The sequence below is a fragment of the Candidatus Velamenicoccus archaeovorus genome (genome assembly GCF_004102945.1).
In the GTDB taxonomy this organism is placed as follows: domain Bacteria; phylum Omnitrophota; class Gorgyraeia; order Velamenicoccales; family Velamenicoccaceae; genus Velamenicoccus; species Velamenicoccus archaeovorus.
In genome coordinates this window covers 1,634,344-1,647,280 of sequence record NZ_CP019384.1, presented here as the reverse complement: position 1 = coordinate 1,647,280, position 12,937 = coordinate 1,634,344, and the positions used below count along the sequence as shown (strand labels likewise).

At 55.9% G+C, this 12,937-nt stretch carries 16 protein-coding genes; all 16 read left to right on the top strand.

All coding sequences use genetic code 11. From position 1 onward, the window contains the following. Window position 1: 1 nt before the first annotated feature. The 16 genes from BU251_RS07660 to BU251_RS07585 all read left to right on the top strand — a co-directional run bounded on the left by BU251_RS07660 (window position 2) and on the right by BU251_RS07585 (window position 12,922). Window positions 2-256, top strand: a complete 255-nt coding sequence (locus tag BU251_RS07660) for a hydrogenase/urease maturation nickel metallochaperone HypA (RefSeq protein ID WP_128700557.1) — start codon at window positions 2-4, stop codon at window positions 254-256. Between the two features lie 33 nt (window positions 257-289). Then, window positions 290-1,321, top strand: coding sequence for a 4Fe-4S dicluster domain-containing protein (locus BU251_RS07655; protein WP_164908923.1), 1,032 nt, complete (start codon window positions 290-292; stop codon window positions 1,319-1,321). A gap of 180 nt (window positions 1,322-1,501) precedes the next feature. Continuing rightward, a complete protein-coding gene (locus BU251_RS07650; protein WP_128700553.1) occupies window positions 1,502-2,374 on the top strand; it encodes an FAD/NAD(P)-binding protein in 873 nt (290 codons plus the stop codon). Then, a complete protein-coding gene (locus BU251_RS07645; protein WP_128700551.1) occupies window positions 2,367-3,137 on the top strand; it encodes an NADH-quinone oxidoreductase subunit B family protein in 771 nt (256 codons plus the stop codon). The genes BU251_RS07650 and BU251_RS07645 overlap by 8 nt, the downstream gene beginning before the upstream one ends. Beyond that, on the top strand, window positions 3,115-4,503 hold the full coding sequence (locus tag BU251_RS07640) for a Ni/Fe hydrogenase subunit alpha (RefSeq protein WP_128700549.1): 1,389 nt from the start codon (window positions 3,115-3,117) through the stop codon (window positions 4,501-4,503). The genes BU251_RS07645 and BU251_RS07640 overlap by 23 nt, the downstream gene beginning before the upstream one ends. Continuing rightward, window positions 4,484-4,978, top strand: a complete 495-nt coding sequence (locus BU251_RS07635) for a hydrogenase maturation protease (protein ID WP_128700547.1) — start codon at window positions 4,484-4,486, stop codon at window positions 4,976-4,978. The genes BU251_RS07640 and BU251_RS07635 overlap by 20 nt, the downstream gene beginning before the upstream one ends. 26 nt (window positions 4,979-5,004) lie before the next feature. Then, a complete protein-coding gene (locus tag BU251_RS07630) occupies window positions 5,005-6,192 on the top strand; it encodes a molybdopterin molybdotransferase MoeA (protein ID WP_164908922.1) in 1,188 nt (395 codons plus the stop codon). A 29-nt stretch (window positions 6,193-6,221) separates the two neighbouring features. After that, window positions 6,222-7,145 (top strand): GTP 3',8-cyclase MoaA, encoded by a 924-nt coding sequence (gene moaA, locus BU251_RS07625; protein WP_164908921.1) that lies wholly within the window; start codon window positions 6,222-6,224, stop codon window positions 7,143-7,145. A gap of 1 nt (window position 7,146) precedes the next feature. Beyond that, window positions 7,147-7,605, top strand: coding sequence for a cyclic pyranopterin monophosphate synthase MoaC (gene moaC / locus BU251_RS07620; protein WP_128700541.1), 459 nt, complete (start codon window positions 7,147-7,149; stop codon window positions 7,603-7,605). Then, on the top strand, window positions 7,602-8,087 hold the full coding sequence (locus BU251_RS07615) for an MOSC domain-containing protein (RefSeq protein WP_228767802.1): 486 nt from the start codon (window positions 7,602-7,604) through the stop codon (window positions 8,085-8,087). Before moaC ends, BU251_RS07615 begins: the two co-directional genes overlap by 4 nt. Beyond that, complete coding sequence (rlmN, locus tag BU251_RS07610; protein WP_128700539.1) at window positions 8,072-9,124, top strand: dual-specificity RNA methyltransferase RlmN; 1,053 nt, start codon at window positions 8,072-8,074, stop codon at window positions 9,122-9,124. The genes BU251_RS07615 and rlmN overlap by 16 nt, the downstream gene beginning before the upstream one ends. After that, the gene (locus BU251_RS07605) at window positions 9,114-9,515 is read left to right on the top strand and encodes an acyl-CoA thioesterase (protein ID WP_128700537.1); all 402 of its coding nucleotides are present in this window, start codon (window positions 9,114-9,116) and stop codon (window positions 9,513-9,515) included. Before rlmN ends, BU251_RS07605 begins: the two co-directional genes overlap by 11 nt. A 6-nt stretch (window positions 9,516-9,521) precedes the next feature. Then, a complete protein-coding gene (locus tag BU251_RS07600) occupies window positions 9,522-10,310 on the top strand; it encodes a M48 family metalloprotease (RefSeq protein WP_128700535.1) in 789 nt (262 codons plus the stop codon). A 36-nt stretch (window positions 10,311-10,346) separates the two neighbouring features. Next, on the top strand, window positions 10,347-10,757 hold the full coding sequence (locus BU251_RS07595) for a response regulator (RefSeq protein ID WP_164908920.1): 411 nt from the start codon (window positions 10,347-10,349) through the stop codon (window positions 10,755-10,757). A 144-nt stretch (window positions 10,758-10,901) separates the two neighbouring features. Continuing rightward, window positions 10,902-11,630: a pseudouridine synthase gene (locus BU251_RS07590; RefSeq protein ID WP_128700531.1), complete on the top strand. Its 729-nt coding sequence runs from the start codon at window positions 10,902-10,904 to the stop codon at window positions 11,628-11,630. Continuing rightward, on the top strand, window positions 11,627-12,922 hold the full coding sequence (locus BU251_RS07585; protein ID WP_128700529.1) for a radical SAM family protein: 1,296 nt from the start codon (window positions 11,627-11,629) through the stop codon (window positions 12,920-12,922). The genes BU251_RS07590 and BU251_RS07585 overlap by 4 nt, the downstream gene beginning before the upstream one ends. The last annotated feature ends 15 nt before the right edge of the window (window positions 12,923-12,937 follow it).

Below are 12,937 nucleotides of genomic sequence, written 5' to 3'. Positions count from 1 at the left end.
CATGCATGAGACGGGTTTGATCAAGAATATGCTTGAGGCGGTTCGCCGGGTCCAAGAAGACCACGCCGGCCGCCGGATTGAAGCGATTACCGTCGAGATGTCGGCGTTCGGTGGCTGGGACGAAGGGCATTTCCGGGAGCATTTCCAGGAAGCGGTCGGGGGGACGCCTTGGCAGGACGTGCGTCTCGAGATCAAGAAGGTCATGACGGGGCCGGAGGCCAGGCTCGTGAGCGTCACGTTCAAAGACAAGAATTGAAGTTGACTGACAATGTCCTGTGGGGGTAAATGTATGAAATATGCGATCATAGCCAAGAAAGACATGCCGCGGTGGTTCGACTCGTTAAAACGCCACGGCAAGATCTTTGGACCCAGGAAAAAAGAACACCAGTATGTCTTCCGCCCCATCGATGAGTTCGAAGAGATGTCCCTCGTCTATATCCCGACGATCCTGCCCCCCAAGAAATATTACTTTCCCCAGAAAGAGGCCCTGTTGAAGTTCAGCATCGATCCTTACAAGACGGACAAGGCCATTAAGGAGTTCGAGGAGTACATCCTTTTTGCCGTCCATACCTGCGATATCGCGGGTATCCAGTGTCTGGACGTCGTCTTCAATGACAATCCGGCCGATCCGAATTACCTGAACCGTAAGGAAAAGACGACGGTTATCGGTATCGAGTGCATGGACTATTGCGATAGCCATGCGTCCTGTGCGGCTGTCGGCAACCATGTGCCCCGCGGCGGCTATGATATCATGCTGACGGACTTGGACGGATCTTATGCGATGCACATTAATTCCGAGAAGGGTGAAAAGCTTGCGGTCGGCAAGAGCTATATCCGCGAGATGAACGCGACGGACAGGGCCCGGCTGAAAAAAGCCCAGGACGAGAAACTGAAAAAATTTCATAACGAATTCAGCAAGGATATCAAGTCCGTCGAGAGGGCCTTTGACGACGGATTCTTCAGCCCTGTGTGGCAGGACGTGGGCCGGCGGTGCGTCGGCTGCACCAACTGCACGGCCGTCTGCCCGACCTGTTACTGTTTCGACATCGCCGACGAGATGGAGATGAACCTGAATGACGGCGTGCGGACGCGGACGTGGAGCTATTGCCAGATGGACGATTTTGCCAAAGTCGCCACAGGAGAGGATTTTCGTCCCGGACGGGACGGCCGCCAGCGCCACAGATATTACCGGAAATTCAAATACCCTGTGACAAAATACAACAAGTATTTTTGCACGGGTTGCGGCCGCTGCACGCGCACCTGCATGGCCAAGATCAGCCTGGTGGAAACGGTGAATGCCCTCTTGGATAATAAGGCATAGCAATTTACTTCTCATTCTGCCAGAGGCGGAAAGGTTAAAGGAAGGTAACGTTACTCCTCGTGTAAGCATCTTGACAATTTATGTCTGCGACCAGCCTTCACAGAGCTCAGGCGGGCAGCCATAAATTCTCAAGATACACGTGGAGTTAATTCTGCCAGAGGCGGAATTAAGGAGTAGGGTATGAAAACAGAATTGTCTTATCAGGAGCTTCTCAAGACCTCTCCGTACAAGCCGGTCAAGGCGAAGATCGTCAAGACCAACAAATACACGGAGTTTGAGAAGCTGTTTCGTATCGAGCTTGACGGTAAAAAAGACCTGGAACATGTTCCAGGGCAGTTTGTGCAGGTTTCCCTTTTTGGCGTGGGGGAGGCTCCGATTTCCGTCTGCTCATCGCCGACGGAAAAAGGGTATTTCGATTTGACGGTCCGCCGCGTCGGGGGGCTCACGACCGCCATGCATAAGCTGGAGACAGGCAGCGTCCTGGGGATCCGCGGGCCGTTCGGCAAAGGGTTTCCTCTCGATGCGATGCGGGGCAACGATATCCTGATCGTAGCGGGAGGCCTGGGGATCGTCCCGTTGCGTTCCCTTATCCATTACATCCTCGACCAGCGCAAGGATTTCGGCGACGTGCAGATCCTTTTGGGCTGCAAGACGCCCAAGGACATGCTTTTCGGCGAGGAAGTCGAAGCCTGGCAGAAACGGGCGGACATCAAATTCAACTGCACGGTGGACCGCGCCGACCCGGACTGGAAAGGCAACGTCGGCTTGATCACGAGTCTCATCCCCGGCGCCTCTATCGAGCCGAAAAAGACCTATGCCGTTGTCGTCGGGCCGCCGATCATGTATAAATTCGTCATCGTCGAATTGTTGAAGAAAGAGATCCCGGGACATCAGATCATCGTTTCGCTGGAGCGCAAGATGAAGTGCGGGCTGGGTAAATGCGGCCACTGCCAGATCCGCGGCGTCTATGTCTGCCAGAGCGGCCCGGTCTTTACCTATGATGAGCTGCGGCAGATGGAAGGGGAGTGCCACGAGGGGGAATGCCATGTCTAAAGCGAAGCCCAAAGTCGCTTTTTTTGAGTTTACGGATTGCGAAGGATGCCAGCTGCAGGTGGCTAATCTCGGCGCCGACCTTCTGGAGTTGACGAAGGCCGTTGATATCGTGAATTTCCGCGAAATCATGAGCGAGGAAGGGCAGGAGTATGATGTCCTCGTCGTCGAAGGGAGCATCGCCTCCAAGCATGACGAAGAGAGGCTCAAGGCGATCGCCGCCAAGGCCAAGGTCATCGTGGCGCTCGGCGCCTGCGCGGCAACAGGCGGGGTCAATAATCTTAAGAACCTTAAATCCCTCGAAGAGCAGAAAAAAATCGTTTACGGAGACGTCGATCCCGTCAAGGACGCCGTTGCCGCCAAGCCGATCGATGCCGTCGTTAAAGTGGATTATTATGTCCACGGTTGCCCTATTCACGGCCCGGAGTTCGTTAAGGTGATGCAATGCGTGCTCATGGGCAAACCCTACAAGGTTCCGACATATCCCGTGTGTGTTGAATGCAGGCAGAACGAGAATGTCTGCCTGTATGACAAAGGCCAGTTTTGTCTGGGGCCGATCACGCGCGCGGGCTGCAACTCGTGGTTGCCGAATAACGGTGTTCCATGCGTCGGCTGTCGCGGTTTGATCGATAATCCGGCCGCCAACGCCCAGAAAGACATCCTGGAGAAATACGGCCTGACGGTCGAAGGGATCCTGGATAAATTTACGCTCTACTGCAACGCCCAGAAGGAGAGGGCCAAATATGACAAAGAGTTCAAATCCTGATCCAGAAAGGACGGCCCGCCGCGCTTCCCATAGCGGGGGGGCAAAGGACGTCAAGATCGACGTTCACTATCTGACGCGCGTCGAAGGCCATGGCGATATCACGGTGGATGTCCGCTCCGGTGAGCTTAAGGAGTGCAAATTCAAGGTCATCGAGTCGGCCAGATTCTTTGAGACGATGTTGCGCGGCCGGTTGATCTACGAGGCCCAGCATTTGACAAGTCGCATCTGCGGCATCTGCGCCTGCGGCCACAGCCTGACGTCGATCAAGGCCTCGGAAAAAGCGCTCGGTATCGTGCCCCACGAGGATACGCTCCTTTTGCGTAAGCTCCTCCTGCATACCGAACAGATGGACAGTCACGTCCTGCACGCCTATGTCCTTGTTGCGCCGGACCTCCTGGGCGTCAAGAGCATCATGCCCCTGGTGAAGACCCACAGGCCTGTCATTGAGCGGGCCTTCCGCATGAAAAAGCTTTCCGATTGGGCCGGAGAGATCCTGGCCGGACGTCACACCCATCCAATCTCTTTTGCCATCGGCGGCTTGACGAAGATCCCCGAGAAGGCCCATTTACAGAAGCTGCGGGAGATGATGGTGGAGGCGCGCGCCGATTACGCCGAAACGGTCGAGCTCTTCAAGAAGCTGGCGCTGCCGTCCTTCGAGCGCAAAGGGCAGTATGTGGCGCTGTCGCATGAGAAAGAATACGCATTTTATGACGGAAAGATCAATGTCAACGGCGAAAAGCTCGTCGACCCTCAGGATTACCTGTCGGTGATCAAGGAAGAGGTACGCGATTATTCTTCTGCGAAATTCGTGACGGTCAACAAGGCGCCCTATATGGTGGGCGCCTTGGCGCGCTTCAATCTTAACGGCGACAAACTGGACAAGAAATCAAAAGAGGTCGCTTCTTACTTGGGTTTGAAGCGTCCGTGCGCCAATACCTTCATGAATACTGTGGCCCAAGTCGTTGAATGGGGTTATTGTCTGGAGGATTCCATCTCCATCCTCGAGAGATTGATCAAGAACGGCATCGACGAGGAAAAGGTCTTGGTGACGATGTATCCGAAAAAAGACCAATGGCCGATCAAGACGCGCGCCGGTCGCGGTGTGGGGGCGGTCGAAGTGCCGCGCGGCATTCTTTTCCACGATTATACGGTCGACGACCACGGCGTCGTGGCGGCCGCCAACTGCATTATCCCCACAAACCAGAACATCAATAATCTTGAGGCCGACATGAGAAAAATCGTTCCGGAAATCGTCGGCATTCAAGGCGAAGAGGAGATGCGCCTGACGCTGGAAATGCTGGCCAGGGCCTACGACCCCTGCATTTCCTGTTCGACGCACTTGCTTGATGTTAGATTCGTCTCGTAATATCGCCGTCATCGGCCTTGGCAATACCCTGCGCCGGGATGACGGCATCGGGATCCATCTCCTTGCCGAGCTCGAGAATGAGCTCAAAAGCAGCGGCATTTCTTTTCTGAACTTCGGGATCGCAAGCTTCGGTCTGGTCAATTTCTTGGGCGAATTTCGCAAGGTCTTGTTGATCGATGCCATGGATGCCGGATTTGCCCCTGCCACCATTAAGATCTTTCGTCTGGAAGAAGCACAGGTCTATGCCAGCCAAAGCAAGATTTCTTCGCATGAAATATCACTGGCCGATCTCCTGGAAATCTACAATGTCCTCGGCCTGGCGACGGATATCCATGTGGCCGGCATCCAGGTAAAGGACGCTTCCTACGGCCTTGAGATGACGCCGGAACTGGAAAAGGCCAAGGAGGACATCGTCAAGAACATCAAAGAGCTCGTCCTCTCCTGGCTTGAGGAACAAGAAACGAGCCGGGAGTGATCCGCCTCGCCGGGATGCGTCCTATCATGATTTCATTCACGACCGCGCGCAAGATTGTTTTCCGCCATCTGCCTCGACGTAAAACCTCCTGTCTTGAACTTGTTAAAGCCGAAGGAAGATTTTTGAGCCGCGATGTCATGGCTCCGACGGACGCTCCTGCTTTTGACAGGGCTGTCATGGACGGCTTTGCCGTGCGCAGCCGGGACACGGCGGATGCGCCGGTCGTCCTGCGGGTCGTCGGGTTTGTTCCTGCGGGTCGGGTCTTTGGCCGCAGGATCGGCGCCGGCGAAAGCGCTGCCATCGCCACGGGCGCCGTGATGCCTCCGGGCGCAGATGCCGTCATCAAAAAAGAAGATGCGCAGGTTTTGTCGGACGGCCGCCTGCGGGTGGTGCGCCGCGTGTGTCGGGGGAAGGACGTTTATCCCCGCGGCCGCGATTACAGGAAAGGGACGCTTCTCTTGCGGCGCGCAACGTTGTTGAATCCGTCGCGCATCGCCCTTCTGGGGTCCCTGGGATACGGCTGTGTCGAGGTCTTTGCGCCTGCGCGTGTCGCTTTGTTGACGACGGGTGATGAGGTCGTTCCAGCCGGACGGTGCGCGCGCCGCGGCCAGGTCTATGATGCGACAACACCCATGATCTTCTCCAGTTTGTCGCGCATGGGCGCCTTGTGTGAACATCTGGGACACGCCCCTGATCGTGTGGCCCTTTTGGACAAGAAGGTCCGTCAGGGGCTGAAGCATGACATTCTCATCGTGACTGGAGGCGTCTCGGCAGGCGCAAAGGACTATGTGCCGCGGATGTTGGCCAAGAACGGCGTGACCCGTCTTTTCCATAAAGTCCTGATTCGGCCGGGCAAGCCTTTGTGGTTCGGCCGCCGGGGCCGTCAACTGGTTTTTGGCCTCCCCGGCAACCCCATAGCGAGCCTCGTGACATTCATGTTGTTTGTCAAACCGGTGATAGAATACCTTCAGGGGGGTGAGGGCAAGTCTTCCTTCTTGCAGGGTGTTTTGCTGAAAGATGTGTATAATGAGAGCGAGCGCCTGTCGTTTCTGCCGGCACGCCTGCGCCGTCAAAACAGGGGAACCGGCCTTATGCCTCTGACGTTCCATGGGAGCGCGGATATCTATCACGTCGCAGGCGCGGATTGTTTTTTTGCGGCGCCTGCGCATGCGCGGTTGAAAAAAAAGACGCACGTTTCTTTCTTCAAGATATGACGCATACATGTTCATATTTACGGCTTTCCTTGACGGATCGCTGCTCCTTCGATTGTTTTTATTGCGGGGCGCAGAAGAAGGAGGCATTTCTTTCCGATCGGGAATATCTGGACGTCGGTGAACTTGAACGTCTGGCGCGGCTTTTTGTCGGTCTCGGTATCCGCCATGTCCGGCTGACCGGCGGCGAGCCCCTTTTGCGCGCCGGCATCCACGATATCGTCAGGCGGCTGGCGGCGATCAAAGGGCTTGAGTTGGTATCGATGACGACAAACGGTTTTGCGCTCGCAGATACTCTCGCCGCGCGCCCATTCGTGGGTCTGCGGAGGCTCAATGTCAGTCTTGATACGCTTCAAAGGGGCCGTTTCCGTTCATTGACCGGCGTCGACGGCCTGGAGCGGGTGCTGGAAGGCATCCGCGCCGCCCGCCAGAACGGCCTGACGGATGTGCGCATCAATGTCCTTCTGGTCCGGGGTTTTAACGACGACGAGATCGCTTCGTTCGTGCGTTTCGGCCTGGAGCGCGACCTGGTCATCCGTTTTATCGAATATTTTCCGACGCAGAAGCGCCGTCAGGCGTTCAGATCTCTCTATGTCGCTTCGGCCGACGTGATAAAAATCATCGAGACGACATTCGGGCCTTTGGCGCCGGAGGGGTCTGATCCCTTGTCCGGGCCGGCGCAATATTATCGGCTCTCCTGCGGCGGCCCGCGTCTGGGGTTTATCAGTTCCGTCACGCATTTTTTCTGTTCCGGGTGCAATCGTCTGCGCCTGACGGCCGACGGCAAGCTTTTCCCCTGTCTGCATACCGAGCATTATGCGGACGTGGGGACATTGCTGCGCGCCGGACGAATAGATGACGTCGCCAACCTTATCGCGCAGACAGCCGAAGCCAAGGGCCGCTATAACAAGATGACGTGCAGCAGGTTTTTTGAAATGTCGTCCATCGGAGGATGAGATGGGATCCGTAAGGGGCCGTATCAGGATGGTGGATATTTCACAGAAAAAATTTTCAGCGCGCCTCGCCTGCGCGCGTGTCCGTCTCTGCGCGTGTTCCCGCGTTCTCAAGATGATCAAAGAGAACGCACTGGGGAAGGGCGATTGTCTGGCCGCCGCCCAGGCGGCGGGGATCCTGGCGGCCAAGAATACGGCGGGGACGATCCCTCTCTGTCATCCTTTGCCGGTCAGCTTCGTCGATATCTCGTTTTCATTCCGTCCGGAGGCCCTGGAGATCACGTCTGTCGTCAAAACCGCCTATGCCACGGGCGTCGAGATGGAAGCGCTTTGCGCCTGCGCGGTCGCGGCCCTGACGGTTTATGATATGGCCAAGGCCTACGACAAGGGCATCGTGATCAAAGACCTGCGTCTTCTGGAGAAGAGGGGCGGCAAGAGCGGGGTCTGGAAGGCATCTCTGTGACAAGCGGACGCATCTTTTCGATCAACGTTTCCTCCCAGAAGAAAGGTCCTAAATCCATGCAGCGCCTAGGGCGTCTTGTCGCAGGCCAGGGCCTGGAGGGAGATGCCCATGCAGGGCCGGGTATACGCCAGGTCAGCCTTTTGAGCATTGAAGACATCGAGAAATTCGAGGATGTGGTCAAGGCGGACGGCGTTGATCTCCACCCCGGCGTTTTTGCCGAGAACCTGACCACGGAGGGCATGGATCTTTCAGATGTCAAGGTCGGCGACCGCCTCGCCGTGGGGCCTTCGGCCGTCTTGCGCGTGACCCAGATCGGCAAGGCCTGCCACGACGGCTGTGAGATAAAAAAGAAGACAGGAGTGTGTCTTATGCCGACAGCCGGCATCTTTGGCGTCGTCGAAGAAAGCGGGGAGATCCGCCTGCGCGACCCTATCCGTCTGTTGCGCGAGAAGAGATCGTTCTGGCCATGGTCGAAGACATAAGGAATCTGAGTCTCGTGGAACTGGAGAAAAATTTGACGGCCGGCGGGTTCCCCGCTTACCGCGCCCGCCAGGTTTTTGACTGGCTCTATAAAAAAGGTGTCGGCGATTTTGCCACCATGGCGAATCTGCCGCATGATCTTAAAGCCTTTTTAAAGAGTTATTATACGGTTCAGTCTCCTGCCATCGAGAAGATCCAGACGTCGGCTGACCTGACTCAAAAATTCCTCCTGCGTCTCAAAGATCGTTCCCTGATTGAGAGCGTATCCATCCCGGCCAAATCCCGCCTGACGGCTTGTTTGTCTACCCAGGTCGGCTGCCGCTATTCCTGCGCTTTTTGCGCGAGCGGGATCGCGGGTTTCAGGCGCAATCTTGATGCCGGCGAGATCATCGGACAGTTTCTGACCATCGCCGCCCATGTGCCCGGCGGCCATATTTCGAACGTCGTCTTTATGGGAATCGGCGAGCCTCTGGATAATTATGAAAACCTTTTGCGGGCGATCCGGATCCTCAATGACGAGCAGGGTGTCCGGTTGGGCGCCAGAAAAATGACGATCTCGACCTGCGGCCTGGCGCCGGCCATCGAACGCCTGAGCCGGGAAAAGCTGCAACTGGAGCTTTCTGTTTCCCTTCATGCGGCGACGGATGAAAAACGCAGCCGGCTTCTGCCCGTCAACAAGCGTTTCCCGCTTGAGACGCTGATGCGCGCCCTGCGTGTCTATGCCCAGGCGACGAAAAGAAAGATCACTTTCGAGTATGTGCTTTTGCGCGCCTTTAATACGACGGTGGAGGATGCACAGGCGCTGATCGGCCTCATTCGGGGCCTCAATGCCCGCGTCAACCTGATCCCCTTCAATCCAGCGGTTTCCCGCCTGGGATTCGAGCCGCCAGTGAAGCTTGAAGTCTTGTTTTTCAAGAGCTATTTGGAAAAGCACGGTGTGGATGTGACCCTGCGTCTGCCGCGCGGCAGCGATATCAGCGCCGCCTGCGGCCAGCTGCGTTATCAGACGCTTCAAGGAGACAAAGAACATGGCGCCTAAAATACACACGACGGAAATCAAGGTGCGATATGCCGAGACGGACAACATGGGGATTGTTTATTACGCCAATTATCTCGTTTGGTTCGAGGTAGGGCGTACGGAATATCTTTTGAGCCAGGGCATGGATTACAGGGATGTCGAGAAAGACGGGCTGTTCATGGCCGTGGTCGAGGCCCACTGTGTCTATAAGGCACCGGCGCGCTACGGCGAGACCATTGTTGTCTCCACCTGGCCTGCGGCCGTCAGGAATTCCAGCCTGACGTTCGAATACAAGGTCACACGCAAAGGCGAAGATAAAGTCCTGTGTGAAGGATATACCTCTCATGTCTTGATCGATAGGGATTTGAAGCCGAGAAAGATCCCCGAAAAGATCAAGGCGCTTTTGAGTTGACGAGAAATGTCTTCTTTTGTCCCAAAACTGCTTGTTTTTTTCTTGCCGGTGATATGCTGTGTTTGTATGGGCTGCGCCACGGCGCGTCCACCCGCCATCCCTTCGGGGCCGGAAACCGTTGTTGTCGATAGCGCCGAGGAAGTGCAGGTTGGCCGCAGCATGGCCCAATTGATCATCGCGCCGCGATATGCACCGTGGAATAATTCCGTCGAGCAACGCCGCCTCAATGCCATCGGCCGCAAGATCGCTGCGGCTTCGGACAGGCCTGATATCGTTTATCATTTGCAGACTTTTGATAGCCCAGATTATGATGCCTTTGCGCTTCCTGGAGGCTACGTCTATCTGTCCCGCGGGTTATATCAAGATCTGGATGATGACGGACGGGCAGCCATTGTCGCCCACGAGATTGCACATGTGGCGGCCTATCACACCGTCAAGCGCATGCAGTCTGTCTTAGGGGATGAGATGTTTGTCGGTCTGGTATTGGCGGGCGTCGGGCAGAAAGACCCTCAGATCATCCGGATGGTCGCCGGCGCTTCGGACGCGGTTTTTGATCTCTTGGGCCGCGGCTATGGCCGTCAAGATGAGCTTGAGGCGGATGCGCTCGCCGTGAAGTATCTGGCACGCGCAGGATACGACCCCTATGCCCTGGCAGACACTCTGGAATTTCTGATGAAGGAAAAAAAGAAGGCGGGCAAGGCATTCGAGATACTGAATGCGCCTGTGCGTATGAGCGAGCGTATCAGAAGGTCTAGAAAAGAGGCGGAGATCGCCGGCGCCGGTTTTGGGTTTTAGCCTCTTTTTAAAAAGTTTTATGCTATAATGATGCCTATGATGGATCAAGAAGAAGGCGGCGGATCAAAAATAAAATCCATCCTTATCATTGACGATGAAAAGGACATTCTTGATTCTCTTTCTGGGTATCTGGAGAGGAACGGTTATGACGTTGAGGCGGCTGATAACGGCGCAGAGGGGTTGAGGCTGGTTCGCGATCGTCGACCGGATCTCGTCATCCTGGATTTGATGCTGCCTGATATCGACGGCTCCGATATAGCGGCCCGCCTTCTGGAAGATCCTCTTACAAGCCGTATCCCCATTATTTTTTTGACCAGCATTGTAAGAAAATCAGAACAGCTGAAGCCGCGGCGCGTCACCAAGCGCTGCGTCGTGGCCAAGCCTTGTTCGCCTGCAGAGATCCTGGGGCGCGTCAGAAGCATCATCGGTCCGCCCAGGGTCTCCTAGAGAGAACCGTGTCACGTAAGCGCGTAGAAAATTTTTGAGACGCTGCCGATTCCCGGCGGCGTTTTTGCTAATCCCCCTTGCCAGAGTTTCCTGTCCGCTTGGGGCAGGCGAGGCTAGCCTGCGGGGGCAGAGAGAGGCAGCTTTATGCGTCTTCAGGTATTTTTGTCGCACGCCGGCATCTGTTCCCGGCGCAAGGCCCTTGAGCCGATCCTGGCCGGCCGCGTGACCGTCAACGGCAAACAGATCACAGAGCCGTCTTTCGATGTCCGTCCGTCGTCGGACAAAGTCTGTTTTGACAGCCGTCCTGTCCATCTCCCCCAGAAGATTTATCTCCTTCTCCACAAACCTCAGGCGACAATAAGCACTGTCAGCGACCCTCATGCGTCCAAGACCGTCCTGGAGCTCATCCCGCAGCACTTGAGATCCGGCTTGCATCCCGTCGGCCGCCTGGATAAGGACACGACCGGGCTTTTGTTGTTGACCAACGACGGGGAATTGACGCATAAAATGAGCCACCCGTCCTATGAAGTGGAGAAAGTGTACAGGGTTGTTTTGAACAAGGAGGCCGGGGATGGCGATATCCGCCGGATCAGCCAAGGAATTCTGCTGGAGGGTCAAAAGACATTGCCATGCCGCATCGTCAAGAGGGGGCCGATGGAACTGGAAATGGCGATTCACGAGGGCCGCAAACGCCAGATCCGCAAGGTCTTTGCCCTTTTCCATTATCATGTCGAGAGGCTTAAGCGTATCCGTCAAGGGGGTCTTGAGTTGGGCAGCCTGAAAGAAGGGGAGTGGCGTTTTTTGACGCCTCAGGAAGTAGCCAGGATCATGCAGGAGATCCGGAAAACGCCGAAAGGAAAAAAGAAAAAATGACCGGTTCCGCATTGTCTCGCGCGCCCCGCATGGTTTTTTGCGACGCGAAAGGAGATGTGTTCGTCCATCCGTCGTTGAAGGCATTGGGGTTTGACGGTCAAGGGTTTGTTTTACCCGCGCAGGAAGAGTGGATCTCTTTGCCCGCGGGGAGTAGTTTTTTCTACCTGCCGGGTCATCGTGCTTTCGGTTTTGATCCCCTTGCCGGAAAAGCGGCTGTTCTCGAGGAAATACAGGGGCGAGGGGTCTATCCCGCTGCCGGTTTCATGGTTCCCGGCTATACGCGTTTTTATCTGCCGGCAGCCCGAAAAACAGACCCAAGGCTTACCCTGCCTTTGTGGCCCTATACCGCCGTTGGATATGCCCAAGGGAAGTTTGTGGCTGCGGCTGTCCGTATCGACGCCGGCCGGAAACAGAGACCGTCCTGTTACGCAGACCGGCCGTCGATCGTCAACGGTATGCGCCGTTTGTCGCGCCAGTATCCGTCAAACAGGCTCCTGAAACATCTCAGGCATTGCGCCCTGCAATATAACTGTCGCAATGCACAGAATCTTTTTTTGGGCCGGTGGGAAGCGCCTTTGCCTGTTTCTCCCCTGTGCAATAGCCGTTGTCTGGGGTGCCTGTCTGCCCAGGACACGGACTGTTCTTCGTCCCACAGCCGGATCCGTTTTGTCCCTTCGGCCGGCGAAGTGGCCGAGATCGCCATCCATCATCTGAAGCATGCGCGCGCCCCCATCGTCAGTTTCGGCCAGGGATGTGAAGGCGAGCCGCTTCTGGAGGTCGATGTCCTCAAAGAAGCCATCATACGGATGCGGCGCGCCACGAAGAGAGGGACCATTCATCTCAACAGCAACGGATGCGATGCGGCCCGCATCAGGGCGTTGGCGGCCTGCGGCCTTGACAGCGTGCGCATCAGCATCAATAGTTTTCATCCGCGTCTCTATGGGGCTTATTACAGGCCTCGGGGCTATGCGTTCAGCGATGTGATCGCCAGCATCAAGGAAGCCAAAAGCAACGGATTGTTCGTTTCCCTGAATTATCTGACTTTTCCCGGTTTCACCGACGACGCGGATGATGTCGCGCGGCTCGTCTCTTTTTTGAAAAAAGGAAACGCGGATCTGCTCCAGCTAAGGAATCTATGCATCGATCCGGAGGTTTTCTCTGAAAAGATGGCGTTGGTAAACGGCCGGCCTGTCGGGATCCTGCGCATGATCCGCCGGATACGGCAGGAGGTTCCGCGGCTACGACTGGGCTATTTCAATCTTCCGAAAGAAAATTTCCGGCCTTCTCTTTAGACTGGAACGCGTTAT

What these genes read in the sequence shown, in the direction of transcription:
- BU251_RS07605 (WP_128700537.1), top strand. Translation starts at nt 9,114, where the DNA reads ATGGCGCCTAAAATACACACGACGGAAATCAAGGTGCGATATGCCGAG.
- BU251_RS07655 (WP_164908923.1), top strand. Translation starts at nt 290, where the DNA reads ATGAAATATGCGATCATAGCCAAGAAAGACATGCCGCGGTGGTTCGAC.
- BU251_RS07640 (WP_128700549.1), top strand. Translation starts at nt 3,115, where the DNA reads ATGACAAAGAGTTCAAATCCTGATCCAGAAAGGACGGCCCGCCGCGCT.
- BU251_RS07660 (WP_128700557.1), top strand. Translation starts at nt 2, where the DNA reads ATGCATGAGACGGGTTTGATCAAGAATATGCTTGAGGCGGTTCGCCGG.
- rlmN (WP_128700539.1), top strand. Translation starts at nt 8,072, where the DNA reads ATGGTCGAAGACATAAGGAATCTGAGTCTCGTGGAACTGGAGAAAAAT.
- BU251_RS07590 (WP_128700531.1), top strand. Translation starts at nt 10,902, where the DNA reads ATGCGTCTTCAGGTATTTTTGTCGCACGCCGGCATCTGTTCCCGGCGC.
- moaC (WP_128700541.1), top strand. Translation starts at nt 7,147, where the DNA reads ATGGGATCCGTAAGGGGCCGTATCAGGATGGTGGATATTTCACAGAAA.
- BU251_RS07600 (WP_128700535.1), top strand. Translation starts at nt 9,522, where the DNA reads ATGTCTTCTTTTGTCCCAAAACTGCTTGTTTTTTTCTTGCCGGTGATA.
- BU251_RS07635 (WP_128700547.1), top strand. Translation starts at nt 4,484, where the DNA reads ATGTTAGATTCGTCTCGTAATATCGCCGTCATCGGCCTTGGCAATACC.
- BU251_RS07585 (WP_128700529.1), top strand. Translation starts at nt 11,627, where the DNA reads ATGACCGGTTCCGCATTGTCTCGCGCGCCCCGCATGGTTTTTTGCGAC.
- BU251_RS07645 (WP_128700551.1), top strand. Translation starts at nt 2,367, where the DNA reads ATGTCTAAAGCGAAGCCCAAAGTCGCTTTTTTTGAGTTTACGGATTGC.
- BU251_RS07630 (WP_164908922.1), top strand. Translation starts at nt 5,005, where the DNA reads ATGATTTCATTCACGACCGCGCGCAAGATTGTTTTCCGCCATCTGCCT.
- BU251_RS07650 (WP_128700553.1), top strand. Translation starts at nt 1,502, where the DNA reads ATGAAAACAGAATTGTCTTATCAGGAGCTTCTCAAGACCTCTCCGTAC.
- BU251_RS07595 (WP_164908920.1), top strand. Translation starts at nt 10,347, where the DNA reads ATGATGGATCAAGAAGAAGGCGGCGGATCAAAAATAAAATCCATCCTT.